Origin of the sequence: Leifsonia poae (genome assembly GCF_050632195.1) — a bacterium.
GTDB lineage: Bacteria > Actinomycetota > Actinomycetes > Actinomycetales > Microbacteriaceae > Leifsonia > Leifsonia poae_C.
Genome location: NZ_CP192580.1, coordinates 3,857,321 through 3,873,269, shown reverse-complemented (window position 1 = coordinate 3,873,269; position 15,949 = coordinate 3,857,321). Strand labels below are relative to the sequence as shown.

At 68.3% G+C, this 15,949-nt stretch carries 15 protein-coding genes and 1 pseudogene; 4 read left to right on the top strand and 12 right to left on the bottom strand.

Going from position 1 to position 15,949, the window contains the following annotated elements; all coding sequences use genetic code 11:
- Positions 1-126 precede the first annotated feature (126 nt).
- Positions 127-1,533, top strand: a complete 1,407-nt coding sequence (locus tag ACQ86A_RS19455) for an APC family permease (RefSeq protein WP_431278551.1) — start codon at positions 127-129, stop codon at positions 1,531-1,533.
- A gap of 161 nt (positions 1,534-1,694) precedes the next feature.
- Here the strand turns inward: ACQ86A_RS19455 and ACQ86A_RS19450 are convergent, their stop codons facing one another.
- The 4 genes from ACQ86A_RS19450 to ACQ86A_RS19435 all read right to left on the bottom strand — a co-directional run bounded on the left by ACQ86A_RS19450 (position 1,695) and on the right by ACQ86A_RS19435 (position 5,583).
- Positions 1,695-2,591, bottom strand: coding sequence for an ABC transporter permease (locus ACQ86A_RS19450; protein ID WP_431278550.1), 897 nt, complete (start codon positions 2,589-2,591; stop codon positions 1,695-1,697).
- 7 nt (positions 2,592-2,598) lie between these two features.
- On the bottom strand, positions 2,599-3,639 hold the full coding sequence (locus ACQ86A_RS19445; RefSeq protein WP_431278549.1) for an aliphatic sulfonate ABC transporter substrate-binding protein: 1,041 nt from the start codon (positions 3,637-3,639) through the stop codon (positions 2,599-2,601).
- Positions 3,640-3,726: 87 nt separating this feature from the next.
- Entirely contained in the window at positions 3,727-4,596 is an 870-nt protein-coding gene (locus ACQ86A_RS19440) for an ABC transporter ATP-binding protein (RefSeq protein ID WP_431278548.1), read from the bottom strand.
- Positions 4,597-4,734: 138 nt separating this feature from the next.
- The gene (locus ACQ86A_RS19435; RefSeq protein WP_431278547.1) at positions 4,735-5,583 is read right to left on the bottom strand and encodes an exodeoxyribonuclease III; all 849 of its coding nucleotides are present in this window, start codon (positions 5,581-5,583) and stop codon (positions 4,735-4,737) included.
- A 120-nt stretch (positions 5,584-5,703) separates the two neighbouring features.
- On the opposite strand from ACQ86A_RS19435, the pseudogene pyrE reads away from it, so the two are divergent.
- Both pyrE and ACQ86A_RS19425 read left to right on the top strand, forming a co-directional pair.
- A pseudogene (gene pyrE / locus ACQ86A_RS19430) lies at positions 5,704-6,251 on the top strand (orotate phosphoribosyltransferase).
- Positions 6,251-8,752, top strand: coding sequence for a hypothetical protein (locus ACQ86A_RS19425; RefSeq protein WP_431278546.1), 2,502 nt, complete (start codon positions 6,251-6,253; stop codon positions 8,750-8,752). Before pyrE ends, ACQ86A_RS19425 begins: the two are co-directional and overlap by 1 nt.
- Before the next feature lie 63 nt (positions 8,753-8,815).
- Here the strand turns inward: ACQ86A_RS19425 and ACQ86A_RS19420 are convergent, their stop codons facing one another.
- Together ACQ86A_RS19420 and ACQ86A_RS19415 are read right to left on the bottom strand one after the other, a co-directional pair.
- Positions 8,816-9,616 carry an HAD-IIA family hydrolase gene (locus tag ACQ86A_RS19420; protein WP_431278545.1) on the bottom strand — a complete coding sequence of 267 codons (801 nt, stop codon included), beginning with the start codon at positions 9,614-9,616 and terminating at the stop codon, positions 8,816-8,818.
- A gap of 25 nt (positions 9,617-9,641) precedes the next feature.
- On the bottom strand, positions 9,642-10,415 hold the full coding sequence (locus ACQ86A_RS19415) for a GH25 family lysozyme (RefSeq protein ID WP_431278544.1): 774 nt from the start codon (positions 10,413-10,415) through the stop codon (positions 9,642-9,644).
- A gap of 60 nt (positions 10,416-10,475) precedes the next feature.
- On the opposite strand from ACQ86A_RS19415, the gene ACQ86A_RS19410 reads away from it, so the two are divergent.
- Complete coding sequence (locus ACQ86A_RS19410; protein WP_431278543.1) at positions 10,476-11,168, top strand: TrmH family RNA methyltransferase; 693 nt, start codon at positions 10,476-10,478, stop codon at positions 11,166-11,168.
- Positions 11,169-11,213: 45 nt separating this feature from the next.
- Here ACQ86A_RS19410 and ACQ86A_RS19405 read toward each other — a convergent pair whose 3' ends face one another.
- From ACQ86A_RS19405 to ACQ86A_RS19380, 6 genes are read right to left on the bottom strand one after another with little or no spacing between them, the layout of a single operon-like run.
- Complete coding sequence (locus ACQ86A_RS19405) at positions 11,214-11,630, bottom strand: DUF3052 family protein (RefSeq protein ID WP_431278542.1); 417 nt, start codon at positions 11,628-11,630, stop codon at positions 11,214-11,216.
- The gene (locus tag ACQ86A_RS19400) at positions 11,627-12,472 is read right to left on the bottom strand and encodes a metallophosphoesterase (protein WP_431278541.1); all 846 of its coding nucleotides are present in this window, start codon (positions 12,470-12,472) and stop codon (positions 11,627-11,629) included. Before ACQ86A_RS19400 ends, ACQ86A_RS19405 begins: the two co-directional genes overlap by 4 nt.
- Before the next feature lie 55 nt (positions 12,473-12,527).
- Positions 12,528-14,381 (bottom strand): YhgE/Pip family protein, encoded by a 1,854-nt coding sequence (locus tag ACQ86A_RS19395; protein WP_431278540.1) that lies wholly within the window; start codon positions 14,379-14,381, stop codon positions 12,528-12,530.
- Entirely contained in the window at positions 14,378-14,872 is a 495-nt protein-coding gene (locus ACQ86A_RS19390) for a hypothetical protein (RefSeq protein WP_431278539.1), read from the bottom strand. Before ACQ86A_RS19390 ends, ACQ86A_RS19395 begins: the two co-directional genes overlap by 4 nt.
- The gene (locus tag ACQ86A_RS19385) at positions 14,815-15,165 is read right to left on the bottom strand and encodes a hypothetical protein (protein WP_431278538.1); all 351 of its coding nucleotides are present in this window, start codon (positions 15,163-15,165) and stop codon (positions 14,815-14,817) included. Before ACQ86A_RS19385 ends, ACQ86A_RS19390 begins: the two co-directional genes overlap by 58 nt.
- Positions 15,162-15,809, bottom strand: coding sequence for a TetR/AcrR family transcriptional regulator (locus ACQ86A_RS19380; RefSeq protein ID WP_431278537.1), 648 nt, complete (start codon positions 15,807-15,809; stop codon positions 15,162-15,164). Before ACQ86A_RS19380 ends, ACQ86A_RS19385 begins: the two co-directional genes overlap by 4 nt.
- Positions 15,810-15,949: the final 140 nt, after the last annotated feature.

Here is a 15,949-nt window from a genome sequence, read left to right as displayed (position 1 = left end):
TGATGAGTCGCCACGCCCGGACGCGCCGCCTCCAGACCCTCGCCTGCCGCCACGCACCCTGGATGGGTCGCATTTCTGAGAACTCTCACATAAAGTAGCTCCCCAAACGCAACGGAGAGTGGGGGCATGAGCGATCCATCCTGGACCCAGGTGGTCAAGACCGAGTCGCCGCAGCCGGAACTCAAGCGGGCGCTCGGCCGCGGCCTGCTGCTTCTGTTCATCGTCGGGGACATCCTCGGCACGGGTGTCTACGCCCTCACCGGGCAGGTCGCAGCCGAGGTCGGCGGTGCGGCTTGGCTGCCGTTCCTGCTCGCCTTCGCCGTCGCGACGGTCACGGCGCTCTCGTATCTGGAGCTGGTGACCAAGTACCCACAGGCCGCGGGGGCTGCGCTCTACACGCACAAGGCGTTCGGCGTCCACTTCTTCACCTTCATCGTGTGCTTCATCGTGATGACGTCGGGCATCACCTCGGCGGCCACCGCATCCCGAGCCTTCGCCGTCAATCTGACGTTGGGATTCGCGTTACCGTCTGACAACACCGTCACGATGCTGATCGCGGTCGCGTTCATCGTGCTGATCATGCTCGTCAACTTGCGGGGCGTGACGCAGAGTGTCTGGCTGAACGTCGTGCTCACGCTCGTCGAGCTCTCCGGCCTGTTGCTCGTGATCATGATCGGGCTGTGGGCGATCGCGGGAGGCGACGCCGACCTGTCCAGAGTCGTGGCCTTCGATACGCCGGAGGACAAGGGTGTGCTGCTCGCCGTCAGCACCGCGACATCGCTGGCGTTCTTCGCGATGGTCGGCTTCGAGGACTCGGTCAACATGGCCGAGGAGACCAAGGATCCCAGCAGGATCTTCCCGAAGATCATGCTCACGGGTCTCGGGATCACGGCCGTCGTGTACGTGCTCATCTCGATCTGCGTCGTCGCGCTCGTGCCGATCGGCGAGCTCGCCGGCAGCGAGACGCCGCTGGTCAGCGCGGTCGAAGCGGCGGCGCCGGGCTTCCCCATCGCCGACCTGCTGCCGTTCATCTCGATGTTCGCGGTGGCGAACACAGCGCTCATCAACATGATGATGGCGAGCCGTCTGCTCTACGGCATGAGTAAGCAGAAGGTGCTTCCCGGTTTCCTGTCGAAGGTGCAGCCGAAGCGTCAGACGCCGTGGGCGGCCATCCTGTTCACCAGCGCCCTCGCTGTCGGTCTGATCCTCTACGTCTCCCTCGACCCCGAGGGATCGATCGTCGCGCTGCTCGGTGGAACGACCTCGTTGCTGCTTCTGGCGGTGTTCGCCGTGGTGAACGTGACCGTGCTCGTCCTGAGGCGTCAGCCTGTCGAGCACAAACACTTCCGCACGGCATCGTTCCTGCCGATCATCGGCGCGATCACGTGCCTCTATCTGGTGTTCCCGTGGACGTCAGGACGCCCGCCGGGCCAGTACGCAATCGCCCTCGCGCTCCTCGCCATCGGAATCATCCTGTGGGCTGTCGAGCGGATCTTCCGACGCGTGTCCAACCGCCGTGCATCCACGCGCTGACCGGTACCCGGACACTCGACCCTCACCCGCCGCACCGCGGCGGGTGAGGGTCGAGTGGCGCCGAATCGACCTTCCCGACGCTCCGGAGGGTCGATTTGCCGCAACTCGGTGCTTCAGTCCTCCGCGGGCGTAGCCCTCCGCGGGTTCAGCCCTGCGCGGGCTCAGCCCCAGCGGCGGCCGGCCCAGCGTTCGAAGATGCCGACGAGCGAGTCGGTGAGCTTGCCGATGATGGCGAGCAGGATGATCGCCAGGAAGAGCCGATCGGTTCGGCCGTTGTTGGCCGAGTCGCTCAAGAGGAAGCCGAGCCCCATCGAGGACGCGATCAGCTCCGCGGCGACGAGGAAGAGCCAGGACTGCGCCAGCGCGAGCCGGAGCCCGGAGATCACCGACGGGAGCACGTAAGGCAGTTGAACCGTGGTGAAGAGTCGCACGCCCTTCAGGCCGAAGGCGCGGCCGGCCTCGACGAGGTGACGGTCGACGTGCTTGAGGGATGCGGCGACCGTCGTATAGACGGGGAAGAACGCGCCGATCGCGATGAGGATGACCTTCGAGTCCTCGCCGATCTTGAACCACAGGATGAGGAGAGGCACCCAGGCGAGCGACGGCACCGCCCGGATCGCGCTCAGGGTCGAGCTGAAGAAGATGTCCCACAGACGGGACAGGCCGACGAGCGCACCGAAGACGAGCCCGAGGAGAGCGCCGCAGGCGAAGCCAATGAGGACGCGCTGCGTGGAGATCGCTATGTAGAGGCCGAGCAGGCCGCGCTGGGCGAGGTCGACGCCGGCCTCGACGACCATCGTCGGAGTGGGGAGCTGAGCCGAGGTGAACGCACCGGAGGTCGAGGCGAGCTGCCACGCCACCAGGATAAGGACCGGCAGCACGAAGCCGCCGACGATCCGCACCGACCGACGCGAGAGGAACGGAACACGTCCCCCTCGGTCGCCCGCGACCGGACGCGGCTTCTCGCGGGCGACCGATGCGGCCGCCCCGATGTCGCCGCCCGGGCCGCCGACCACGATGATCGGCCCGTCGCCCTCCGGTGCGCTCTGATAGCTCATGGGTGTGTCAGCCTCCGATGGCGCTCGGGTCGGCCTTCTTGACGAAGCGCGGCTCGAGGAGGGTCTTCAACGCGGTGTCGATGTCGGACTGCGACTTGACGTCGCCCGACTGCACGAAGATCGGCCCGACCTTCTTGAGCACCTTGAGCTGCGCCGCTCCGGGGATCGGCGAGACATCGAGGTTGGTGCGCTCGGTGATGACGGTCTTGGCGACGGAGGGGTCGATGCCGGCGACGTCGGAAAGGACCTTCGCCGTCTCCTCCGGGTGCTTCTGCGCCCACTCGCGTGCGTGCTCGTAGGTGTTGACCACGGTCTGGGCCACATCGGGCTTGGAGGAGAGGAACGACTCGGTCGCGTTGAGGAAGCCGTAGGTGTTGAAGGCGACATTGCGGTAGATCAGCTTGGCGCCCGACTTCTCCGCGTTCGCCATGATCGGGTCGAGGCCGCTCCATGCGTCCACCGAACCGTTCTGCAGAGCCGCCCATCCGTCGGCGTGCTGCAGGTTCTGGATGGTCACGTCGTTGGCGCTGAGACCGTTCGCCTCGAGCGACTGCAGCAGGAAGAAGTAGGGGTCGGTGCCCTTGGTCGCCGCGATCTGCTTGCCCTTGAGCTGCTTGACCGACGTCACCGTGGAGTTCGGGCCGACGACGATAGCCGACCATTCGGGCTGCGAGTAGATGTCGATGGTCTTGATGGGCGAGCCGTTCGAGCGGGCGAGCAGCGCGGCCGAACCGGCGGTGGAGCCCACATCGATCGCGCCCGAGCGCAGCGCCTCATTGGCCTTGTTGGAGCCGGCGGACTGCACCCAGTTCACGGTGATCTTCTGCTTGGCCAGCGCCTTCTCGAGCCAGCCCTCCTTCTTGATCACGAGGCTGAGCGGGTTGTAGGTGGCGAAGTCGATGTTGAGCGTTCCGCCCTGCGTGACGCCGGTGGTGCTGGTCGAGGCCGGCTCGGCGGCTGAGCCCTCGCCTGCGACACAGCCGGAAAGCAACAGGGCGGCTGCGGCGGCGACGGCTGCGGCGGCGGTGATGATGGTGGGTTTACGCATGATGCCTCTCGAAGGTGCGGTGCTCTATCAGGAATCCAGCCTCGCCGTTTGCTGCGGGCGAGGGTCTGGCAGGAGTGAATCTGTGGATCAGTAGCGAAATGCCGGTGCTGTGGAGGAGCTTGCGACCTCGTGGGCGTGACCGTGGCGGTCGATCCCGAGCAGGTCGAGCAGTTCCGCGCGCAGCTCGGCCAGTTCGGCTGAACCACGGTCGCGCGGGCGGGTGCCCGGCACGGTGAGGGCGCGTCGGATGGTCGCGCCCGGTCGGTCTTCTTCGACGCCCAGCAGGATGATGCGGTCGGCGAGTTGAAGGGCCTCGTCGACGTCGTGTGTGACGAGGAGGATGGTCGTGGGGTTGGCGCCGTGCACCTCGAGGAGCAGATCCTGCATCTTCAGCCGGGTCAGCGCATCCAGAGCACCGAAAGGCTCGTCGAGCAGCAGAACGCCGGGGTTGCGAGCGAGAGCACGGGCGAGGGATGCGCGCTGCGCCATCCCGCCCGAGACCTCGCGCGGCCGCAGGGTCGCGGAAGAGGACAGCCCGACGAGGTCGAGCAGGCGCGCGACGCGTTCAGCGCCATCGCGCCGGTCGATACCCCGCGGCAGGCCGAGGGACACATTGGCAGCGAGAGTGCGCCAGGGCAGCAGTCGTGGCTCCTGGAAGCCGACGGCGCAGCGGGGGTCGACGCCGGCGACAGCCGAGCCGTCGATCAGTGCCGCCCCGGTGGTCGGGGAGTCGAGACCGCCGGCGATGCGCAGGAGGGTGGACTTGCCGCATCCGCTCGCTCCGAGGATGGCGACGACCTCACCCGGTTCGACGCGCAGTGAGACGTCGCGCAGCACGAGTCGGTCGACCGGGCCGCTCTTTCGGGAGCCGCCCGGCTGCTTGGCCTTCTTCGTGTCGACCGCGAACGAGCGCGCGACGTCGACGAACTCGACGGGGAACGCTGACGGTGTGGACATGGCTCTCGCTCGGATCTGCGACGGAAGGAGTGATTCTGAAGCTACCCGGCCCTTACCCGCAACGCAGTTCGTCGCGAAACGTAACGTAATGAAACCGGACGTCAATCACGTGTGGCGCGCTTGCGCCGTCGCGGAAGCTCAGCCGAAGATCATCGGCCGATCGTCGTCTTCGCTCTCTTCGGGAAGCATGTCGAGGTCGACGAGCACCGGCACGTGGTCGCTCGGCGCCACGCCCTTCCGCTCGTTGCGGTGGATGCTCGCCCCGGTGACGAGATCGGCGAACGGCTTCGACCCCAGGATGAAGTCGATGCGCAGCCCCTCGTTGCGCGGAAACCGCAGCTGCTTGTAGTCCCAGTACGTGTATCCCTCGGGCACGAGCGGACGGACCACATCGGTGAGCCCGGCGGCCTCGAAAGCGGCGAACGCGCTGCGCTCGGGCGGGGAGATGTGAGTCGAGACGCCCGGGATGAGCGTCGGGTCGCCGACGTCGGAGTCGAGCGGGGCGACATTCCAGTCGCCCATCAGCGCGAGCGGCAACTCGGGCTTCTCGGCGAGCCAGGCTCGGGTGTCGGCCGCGAGAGTCGCCAGCCAGTCGAGCTTGTAGTGATAGTGCGGATCGTCGAGGGCGCGACCGTTCGGCACGTAGAGGCTCCAGACGCGGATCCCGTCGACGGTCGCGCCGATCGCGCGGGCCTCCTTGGGCAGGTCGGGCCCCTCTTCCCCCTTGAGGAATCCGGGCATGTCGGGGAAGCCGACCTCGACGTCCTCGATCGGAAGGCGGCTCGCGATCGCGACACCGTTCCATTGGTTGAGGCCGTGCAGCGCGACGTCGTAGCCGGCGTCTTCGAACGCCTGGTGCGGAAACTGCTCGGGCTTGCACTTGATCTCCTGCATGGCGAGCACGTCGACGTTCTCGCGCACCATCCAGTCGACGACCCGCTCGACTCGGGAGCGGATCGAGTTCACATTCCAGGTCGCAACACGCATATCCCGATCGTATCGGCCGGTACTGACGGGCTTCGCACGTGCGCCGCAACCTGTGGACAACTCCCCCTGGGGGTGGCCTTGATCGAGCCGCTCATCGGGGGTTCCCCTAGAATCGGGGGTGTGACAGACGCCAGACAGCAGCTCATCGACTACATCTCCGCCGACGCCGTGTTCCACGGCGACTTCACGCTGACCAGCGGCAAGAAGGCGACCTACTACGTCGACCTGCGCAAAGTGAGCCTCGACCACCGCGTCGCACCCTCATCGGGCAGGTCATGATCGACCTGATCCAGCAGGTTCCGGATGTCGTCGCCGTCGGCGGTATGACGATGGGCGCCGACCCCGTGGCCGCGGCCATCCTGCACCAGGGCGCCGCTCGCGGGCTCGCCTACGACGCGTTCGTCGTGCGCAAGGAGCCGAAGGACCACGGCCGCGGCAAGCAGGTGGAGGGCCCCGATCTCGAGGGCAAGCGAGTGATCGTGCTCGAAGACACGTCCACGACGGGCGGCTCGCCGCTCAAGGCGATCGAAGCGCTCGAGAAGGTTGGTGCCGTGATCGTCGGTGTCGCCGTGGTCGTCGACCGCAACACCGGTGCGCGCGAGGTCATCGAGGCGGCCGGCTACCCGTACTTCGCCGCCATCGGTCTCAAGGATCTGGGGCTCGACTAGTGGCCGACCACCGCGATCGGGACGAAGACGCCCCCGAAGCCGGCAACGGCCCAGGCGCGTCCGAGCCCGAGTTCGGCAGCTCCGAGTGGCTGCTGCAGCAGCTGAGCGGTGGCCGTCTGAGCGGTGAGAACAAGGTCGAGGCAAGCCCGGCACCCGATGGGGTCGATGAGGCTCAGGATGCGTCCGACGAGCACGAGGCGCCGTCGGGTCCGCGCCGCTCGAACTGGGTGGAACCGCCCGCGGCAACGACGCCGCTGACGGCTCCGCTGACCCAGCCCCTGCCCCAGCACGAGGCGCGGGAACCCCAGATCTGGAAGCCTGATTCCGAGATCGCGGAGCCCACTACTCCCTCTTTCGACCCGCAGTTCGCGCGCCCGGAGGACACGTTCGACCTGTTCCTTCAGCCACCAGCCGAGGTCGAGCAGCCCCCCGCAGACGTAGCAGAGAACGCTGTCGCGCCCGTCGAAAGTCCTCGAGATGCGGAGCCGGCGAGTGCGCCGGAAACGTCCCCGGGTTTCGAGCCCGGCGCGCCCTTCGCCTGGAACCTCACGCCCGGTGTCGGAAGCGACCCGCTCGTCGAGCACACCGAGCCTCTAGCCGATGCGCCCGCGGCACCCGTGGTCCCGGGGTTCACGGAGTCGCTCAGGATGCCGGAGCCGCCGTCGTGGGATGTGCTGCTCACCGGCGCCGCGGCCGAACAGCTCAGGGAATCCTCCGATACCCCCACCCCGAGCCAGGAGCAGGAGCAGGAGCAGGAGCAGAAGCAGGAACCGGAACCGCCCGCGGAACCGGTCGACGTTGCGCCCACCGCGGCACCGATCGTCCCCGAACCGCCCGCGGCCCGGTTCACGCCGGAGCCGCCGGTGGTCCTCGTTCCGCCTGTTTTCCCGCCGGCGATGGATCTTCCGCCGGCATCTGAGCCCGAGCCCGAGCCCGACCCCGAGCGGCCGAACGAGCCCGCAGAACCCGTCGCGGGCGAAGCCGGCGCCGAAGAATCGCACGGGCTCGCATCCCTGCTCGGCTTCTTCGACGAGAGCGCCGATGAGCAGCCGTCGAGCCGTTCGGTGATCGGTGACACCACGGGCATCGTCATCGTTCCGGATGCGTCGGCTGCTGTGCTGCCCGAAACACCCCCCGTCGAGCCCGCATCCCCCGCACCCGCAACGCCCGCCTATGGCACGCCTGCAGCCGCCTTCTTCGAGCCAGCAGCGCCCGCAGAGCCCTCGGCGTCCGCAACGCCTGCGGCACCCTCTGCGCCCATCGCTCAGGATGCACCGCCGCTCTCCCCGGCAGACACCCCGACCACCCAGCTCAACACCGCGGAGATCGCCGCACTGCTCAATGCGCGCACCGACGATTCGCAGCCCGAGGAGTCCCTCTCGCCCGCGCCCGAGGCGCCCGCCGGGATCCCGCCGCTCGAAGAGGCTGCACTGCTCATGGGGGCCCTCCCGTCGCCAGCCACGCAACCGCTCGACGCTGAGAGCCTCGCCGAGGTCAGCGCGGACACGGTTGCGATGGATGCGGCGGAACTCGAAGCCGCACTGAGCGGTACCGGCGCGACCGAGACGTCGAACGCAGACGACTCAGACGACTCCGAGGACACCGAGGACACAGAGGAGGACGGTCTCGCCGCTCTCTTCGCGCAACCCGCCCCGGCGACCTCCCCGTTCACCGAACCTTCCGCGGCCGACGCGATCCTGTTCCCCGAACTGGCGACTGCGCCGGTGGACGTCGCGCCCGCGCCTGTGTCCTCGACGGTCTCGCCGGCATCCGGAGCGATCGCAGCAACCGGAACGACCGCGACTGCTTCGGCATACCCGGTACCCGCCCCCGGCGGTCCCGGCGGCACCGGCGGTGGCGATGGCAGTGGCGGTGGTGGCGGATCCGCCGGCCGCGGCGGCGCCGGTGACATCAACCGCCTCCTCTTCTGGGTCGCGGGCGGCCTCGTCGTCGTCCTGGTCCTGATCGGCCTGTTCGCGTTGGGGACGCGACTCCCCTCCTTGTTCGGCGGCGTCCCGGTGGCGACCTCCACCTCGACAGCCGGCGCATCGACGACCCCGACGCCGACCCCGACGCCCACGCCGACCGTGCAGCCGAAGCCTGCCGCTGCGCAGCCCGCGGGAACGCATCCGTGGAACACGCTTGGCGGCGGTGAGTGCATCGACCCGTTCACGACCCCGTGGGCCGAGACGTTCACGGTCGTCGACTGCGCTGCACCCCACGCAGCGCAGCTCGTCTACACGAACCTGTTCTCGGCCGACCCCGCGGCTCCGTACCCGGGCGCTGACGCTCTGGCGCAGCAGATCAACGTGCTCTGCACGAAGCCGGGCATCATCGATCTGGCCGCCGCGGGCGCGTATCCGGATCTCCAGCTGCAGGGGACATACCCCGCAACGGAGCAGCAGTGGAAGGACGGCCAGCGCTCTTACTACTGCTTCACCAACCGATCAGGTGGGGAGAAGCTCACGTCGAGCGTCGCCGGGCCGGGCCCGGCAGCCTGACACCCAGCAGCCTGCCACCCGGCAGCCTGACACCCAGCAGCCGGGCGACCAGCGAGCACCCGCCTACAGGTCGGTTTCCACCGGCGTGCTGTTGACGAGCTCGTAGACGCCCTTGAGGATCTCGTCGGGCCGAAACGGGTAGCGGTCGATCTCGCTCTGGTCGCTGATGCCGGTGAGCACAAGGATGGTGTGCAGTCCGGCCTCGATGCCCGCGACGATGTCGGTGTCCATCCGGTCGCCGATCATCGCCGTGTTCTCGGAGTGCGCTCCGATGCGGTTCATCGCCGACCGGAACATCATCGGGTTGGGCTTGCCGACGACGTACGGCTCCATCCCGCCGGTCGCCTTGGTGATCATCGCGGTGATCGCACCGGTCGCGGGCAGCGGGCCTTCGGCACTCGGGCCCGTCGCGTCGGGGTTGGTCGCGATGAAGCGTGCACCGGCCCCGATCAGGCGGATCGCCTTGGTGATCGCATCGAACGAGTAGCTGCGGGTCTCGCCGACGACAACGTAGTCGGGATCGGTGTCGGTCATGATGAAGCCGGCCTCGTGGAGGGCGGTCGTCATACCGGCCTCGCCGATCACGAAGGCGCTGCCGCCGGGTGCCTGTGATTTCAGAAAGTCTGCCGTGGCGAGCGCCGAGGTCCAGATGGCCTCTTCAGGCACATTGAGTCCGGATGCTCGCAGACGGGCCGCGAGGTCGCGAGGCGTGAAGATCGAGTTGTTGGTGAGCACGAGGAAGGGGGTGCCCTCATCCCGCCACTGCTGAATGAGATCGGCCGCACCGGGGAGCGCGGCGTTCTCATGGACGAGCACACCGTCCATGTCGGTGAGCCAGCATTCGATCTCGTCGCGACGCGCCATGCAATCCCCTTTCGTCGGGTACAGCTTATTGTGCGGGGTGTTGCCGCAGGGTTTCGAGCTTCTGAAGAGAGCCGGAGAACACGTTCATGTCGATGTAGTCCTCGTCGCCGTCGTAGCCCTCGAGCCGGTCGCGGTTCGAGTACTGCCAGAACGCCCAGTCGCGGCCATCGGGAAGCTGCGGCGGCAGCGCCACCGACCTGATCCACAACGGATTCTCCAAGTAGCCGTCACGCAGGTACCGGTCGTACGCCTCGTCGGTCGCGTAGATGATCGCGGGCACGCCATAGTGCTTCTTCAGTTCGGCGAGCAGGGGGTTCAAGATGCTGCGCACGCGTTCTTTGCTCGGCGGATGCGCGAAGTAGTCACCGTAGAACTCCAGATCGACGGTGACGGGCAGGGCGCCCGCGGTTGCCGGGACGGTCCGGATGATGTTCTCCGCCTGCGTCTCGCCCGGGCTGTCGAAGCTGAAGAAATGGTAGGCGCCGACGAGGAGGTCGGTTCGCTGAGCGGCGGCCCAGTTCGCCTCGAATCGCGAATCGGTGTCGCCGGATCCCTCGGTCGCCTTGATGAACGCGAAGTCGATGTCCTGGCTCGCGAGCGACGGCCAGTCGATCTTGCCCTGGTAGGTGGAGACGTCCACGCCCCGCACCGAATACCCGCTCGCGAAGATCCGGTTCGGCCAGATCGTGCCTGTCGCAACCAGCACCGCACAGAGGCCGAGCAGCAGGAGCGCGCCTGCGCTGATCCCGCCCGCGATCCACCAGCGGCGGCGGCGGGATGCGGGTGGTTTCGATGACACGAGCCCAACCTCTCACATCGGCCGGGCATCCTGTGGCCTGGTGGCGGTTACGCTAAACGGGTGCAGACCCCCGAAGACAAGGCCGATACGGGCGAGCAGGCCGACCCGGATGAGACGGCGGAGCCGAGGGAGTCGGCTGCCACACCCGAGCTGACCACCCACGGCGTCGGGCCGTGGCTCGGAGACTGGCCCGAGGATCCGCACTTCGACCACGACCTCCTGAAGCACGGCGACACCCGCAACGTGATCGACCGCTACCGCTATTGGCGGATGGAGGCGATCGTCGCCGACCTCGACGAGCACCGGAACCCGTTCCACGTCGCGATCGAGAACTGGCAGCACGACATGAACATCGGCTCGATCGTGCGGAGCGCGAACGCGTTTGCGGCCGATACCGTGCACATCATCGGCCGCCGACGCTGGAACAAGCGCGGCGCAATGGTCACCGACCGCTACCAGCATGTCGAGCACCACACCGACGTGGCCGAGTTCGTGACCTGGGCGAGGGATGCGGCGCTCCCGATCATCGCCATCGACAACGTTCCCGCGTCGGTCATCATCGAGACCTTCGACTTTCCGCGCGAATGCGTCCTGCTCTTCGGTCAGGAGGGTCCCGGACTGTCGCCGGAGGCCATCGCTGCGTCGGACGCGGTGGTCGAGATCTCGCAGTTCGGCTCGACCCGCTCGATCAACGCGTCGGCCGCTGCCGCTGTCGCGATGCACGCCTGGATCACCCAGCACGTCGCGTTCTGATCGCGGCGGCGGCGGCTTCAGCGCCCGCGAACGGCACCGCGCCCGCTACCGGTTGGTCACTCGCCAGACGAGCTTGAGCGCCGACCAGTCCGTGTCCGCCGCCGCGACCTTCACGTCGACGAGACCCCGGTCGAGCGCGGCATCGCGAATGAGGTTCTCGTCGAGGTCGCTCACGTGCCCCGCCGCCTTGCGCGGCCACGCGATCCAGAGCATCCCGTTGGGCCGGATGCGCTCGCCGAGGCCATGGAGCTCGCCCAAGAGCGCGGGGGGATCCCGGTAGAACGCCAGGATCAGGTTCGCAGGTTCGTCGGACGCGGGCGGCAGCCAGACCAGCTCGTCAGGTGCTCCCTCGAGCGGGATGCTCCAGCCGTCGTCGGCGTGCAGCACTTGCGCCGTCATGCCCGATTTGAGACCGAGCTTCTTCCAGAGCGGCGTGCCCGAGTAGCCGGGGGTCGTGCTCACGGGCGCCCGTGCCATCCCGAGTCGGCCGCGATGCGATCGATGTCCGACTGACTTAAGTTGTAGACCGTTGCACCGTCGTCTGGAGCGGCAGCGCTGACGAAGTGCGCACGCACCGGCCCAGCCGTCGGCACCCGGATGAGCGCGAATCCTGAGCCTCGCACCGCACGTTCCCGTCCGGGCGGGCTGAGCACGTCGGTAGTGTTCGCGACGGCCGGCGCCACGACCACGGGGATCCCGGTCGGCCCGGCCGAGGAGACCAGCGAGTGGTGGTAGTGGCCGGCGAGGATGAGTCTCACGTCCGCAGCCGCACACACCTCGAGCAGAGGATGCGGGTCGACGAGCTGCAGCGTCTCGAACAGATCGGTCGTCGGTGGGACGGGCGGGTGGTGCAGCGCCACCACCGTGCCGTTCGGTGCAGGCTCGGCCAGGGCATCCTGAAGCCGTCGCAGCCGGTCCGCGTCGATCAAGCCGTAGCCCGCGCCCGGAACCGTGGTGTCGACGGTCACGAGTCGAAAGCCGCCCACGGACACGCTACGTTCGCGCGGGCCGAGCACTTGCTCGAAGGCGGGGGCGAGGTCGTGGTTGCCCATCGCGTAGACCACCGCGGCGCCGCGCGGCTCGGCCCAGCCTTCGAGGCGCTCGGCGAGCAGCCCGTACGACTCGGCGCTGCCGTCGTCCGAGAGGTCTCCGGATGCGACGACCACATCGACGCTCACGAGATCCTGCGCCCTCTCGAGCACGCGGTCGAGCGCGGCGAGCGTGTCCACCAGCCCGTAGTGCAGGCGCCCGTCCCCGTAGAGGTGGGTGTCACTCAGGTGCAGGATGCGCAACGACTCGCTCACGCACGTCACCATACCCGGCGCTCCCGACGCCGTCCCGGGGCGTGCGGGAGGTGCGTCAGCCGATCAGGCTGGGGCGCAGGTCGCGCAGGGTGCGGAAGTGGGTCATCCGGGTGACGCCGATCGCAGAGACGAGCAGCGCGATGAGCATCCAGAGTGCGAGTACGCCCGCGTCGGCCCAGGCGGTCGCAGGGTTGCCGCCGTACATGAGCTGGCGCATCCCGTCGACCGCGTACGACATCGGGAGGACGTGGTGCAGGGCCGCGAGCGGGCCGGGGAGCGTCTGCCAGGGGAACGTTCCACCAGCCGTCACGAGTTGCAGCACCATCAGCACGAGTCCGAGGAACTGCCCGACGCTGCCGAGCCAGACGTTGAGGGCCAGGATGATCGCGGCGAACGTGAGCGACGCCATCGCCATCATCCCGAACATCCCGAGTGGGTTGTGGATGCTGAACTGCAGCGCTCCGGCGACCACCGCGAACAGACCGACCATCTGGATCGTGCCCAGCAGACCCGGAGTCAGCCAGCCCGCGAGGGTGATCTTGATCGGCGAGTGCAGCGCCGTGATCGCGCGCCGCGACACGGGCTTCACGATCAGGAACAGCGCGTAGATGCCGATCCAGGCCGCCAGTGCCACGAAGAACGGGGCGAGCCCGGCGCCGTAGGTTCCGGCCGACGTGATCGACGAGTTCTTGAGGTTCACCGGATCCGCGATGGTCGCGGCCTGCTTTTTCTGAAGCTCCGGCGAGTTGTCGGGGATCTGCGCGACTCCGTTGTTCAGGCCGTCGCGAAGTTGTGCGGTGCCATCCTTCAGCGTCGTCAGCCCGTCGCGCAGCTGGCTCGCGCCGCCCGCTGCTTGCTGGGCGCCCGACGCGACCTGGGCGGCGCCCGCTGCCGCCTCCTGCGACTTCGCCGCCAGAGTGGCGCTTCCGGATGCGACCTGGTTCGCGCCCGCCGAGAGCTGGTCGACCTTGCCGACCAGCGTCTGCACCTGCGAGTTGCCGGTCTGGAGCTGGCTGCCGAGCTTGTCCAGCGCGGCGGTGGCGTCGGCGATCTGCTGAGGTGTCGCCCCCGCATCCGTCAGCTGTTGCAGGATGTCCGCCCGCAGAGTCGGCGCCGCTGCAGCAGCCTGCTGTGCTGCCGAGCCCGCCTTGTCGGCGACCTGCGCGAGCTGTTGGTTACCGGATGCGACCTGTGCCGCACCGCTTGCGAGCTGCTGAGCGCCCGCGGCGAGCTGGGCGTTCCCGTCCGAGAGCTGTTGCGATCCCGTCGCGAGTTGCGCGGTGCCGTCGGCCAGAGTCGCCGCACCCGATTGCGCGGTCGTGCTGCCGTCGACGAGCTGACTCGCGCCATCTGCCGCGCTCACAAGCTGCGACCGGATGTCGGACAGCCCCATGAGGAACTGCGACGCCGCCTGCTCGTTGACCTTCTTGACGATCGAGGTGCGGATCTTCTCCGCCGCCTGCTCGCCGATGGTCGAGGCGAGGTAGCTGTTGGTGTCGTTCGTGGTCAGCGTGACGGTCGCCTTCTGAGGGGCGCTGCCCGAAGCAGAGGCGAGCGACTCGGAGAAGTCCTTGGGAAAGGTGATGCTGAAGTCGTACTTCGAGCTGTCGACGCCGGTCGCGGCCGAGCTGGTCGACACCAGGTGCCAGTCGAACGAGCCGTCCTTCACGAGCTCGTCCGCCACCTCTTCGCCGTAGTTGATCTTCTCGCCGTTGACCGTCGCTCCGAGATCGTCGACGACGATCGCGGCCGGAACCTGGTCGAGCCGGTCGTACGGGTTCTGGTTCGCCCACAGGTAGAGGCCGCCGTACAGCACGGGCACCGCCATCAGCGCGATGAGCGCCACGATGGACATGGGGCTGGCCGTGAGGCGACGGAACTCCGCCGCGATCATCTGGGGGATCTTCATTCGGGGTCCTCCGCGAGCGAGCTCGCGTGCAATTCGGTGTCTGTAGAGGTTCTAGGGTCTTCGGGATGCGCGCCCGCGACGATCACGTCGGGCAGCTCATCCGTGTCGTCGCGTCCCGGGTCCTCGTCGAAGGTGAGGTCGGCCGGCTCGGCGTCGGCGCGGGGCGTGGTGGCGTCGTCGAGGCGGGCGACGAGGGAGGTCGCTGCGATCGCCGCGGCAGACGCATCCCCGGCCACGATCAGAATCGCGAGGTCGCGGGCGGCGAGCCCGCGGGCCAGGTTCCACCACTCGTTCGGGTCGCCGCCGTGGCGGTCGGGCGAGGTGATGACGAGGCCCTCGACGCCATCGCGCATCAGCGCGAGCTCGGCGAGCAGACGGATCCGCACGGTCGGTGCGACCGTGCCGATCGCGTAGCGCGCCCACTCCGACACGTTCAGCTTCGCCATCGCCCGGTTGACCGCGATCGGGTTGGATGCACGTCCGGCGAACATGAGCTCCTCGGCCACGATGCCGGCGACCGTGACGTCGGCGGCCGGCTCGCCACATCCGGAGCATCGATGAGGGCGATGCGTTTGCGCATCGCCGAGTAGTCGGTGGCGCCGTCGATGCTGACCGTGCCGGCGTCTGGACGCATACGGCCGGATGCGATCAGGCCGAGTACGGTCGGACGCTGCTCCGTCTCGGCGCGCGCCAACGTCACCTCCCCTGTCTGGAACGTCGCGGACGTCGGCGGCAGGGCCGCGTTGCGGGAGCCCTTGGCCACCCGGTCGAGCACGATCTTCACGCTGTCTCCTCCTCGAAGGCGAGTACGGGGGTCTCTTCGACAAGCTGGTCGGCCTCTCGCCAGCCCAATCCGGCCGCGCTCAGCCCGGCCAGCATCACGAGCCGGTGACCCGCCTCGCGTGAGAGGCCGGTGCGGGTGGCTTCGTCGAGCACCGCGATGGCGGCGTTCTCGATGAGGCGCGAGACCGTGTCCACGTCGATGTCCGAGCGAAGCGCTCCTTCGGCGACGCCGCGTTCGACCGTCTGGCGGAGTCGGCGGCGGGCCGGCTCCAGCGCCTCCGCTACACGGGCGCGGTGCGGGCCGCGAACGGCGAGCTGGGCGTTCACGCGCACGTGCTCGACTTCAGACCAGAGGGTGGCGCCGAACAGCGCGATCTCGACCCGGGCATCCGGATGCGCCACGGGCTCGAGCAGGGACGCGACGCGGGCAGCACCCCGCGTGAACACGTCGACGAGCAGGTCGTCACGGGTCGCGAAGTGACCGTAGATCGCGCGACGGCTGAGCCCAGCACGGGCGGCGATCGTCTCGAGCGAAGCGTCGATGTCCTCGTTCAGGGCGGCCGCTGCGGCGACCAGGATGGCCTCGCGGTTCTCGGCCGCGTCGCGGCGGGGCGCGCGGGTCTGAGGAGGAGTTGCGGTGGGCATACTCTATCCTACTATCTTGCACAGTTGTGTGCAAGATAGTAGATGATACCAGGATTCAGGCGGCTGGCAGGCCTGTGAAACCGGGCGCGATAGGATCGAGTGCGACGGTGAGAAGGCCGCATTGCGGTCGCGCCAGCGCG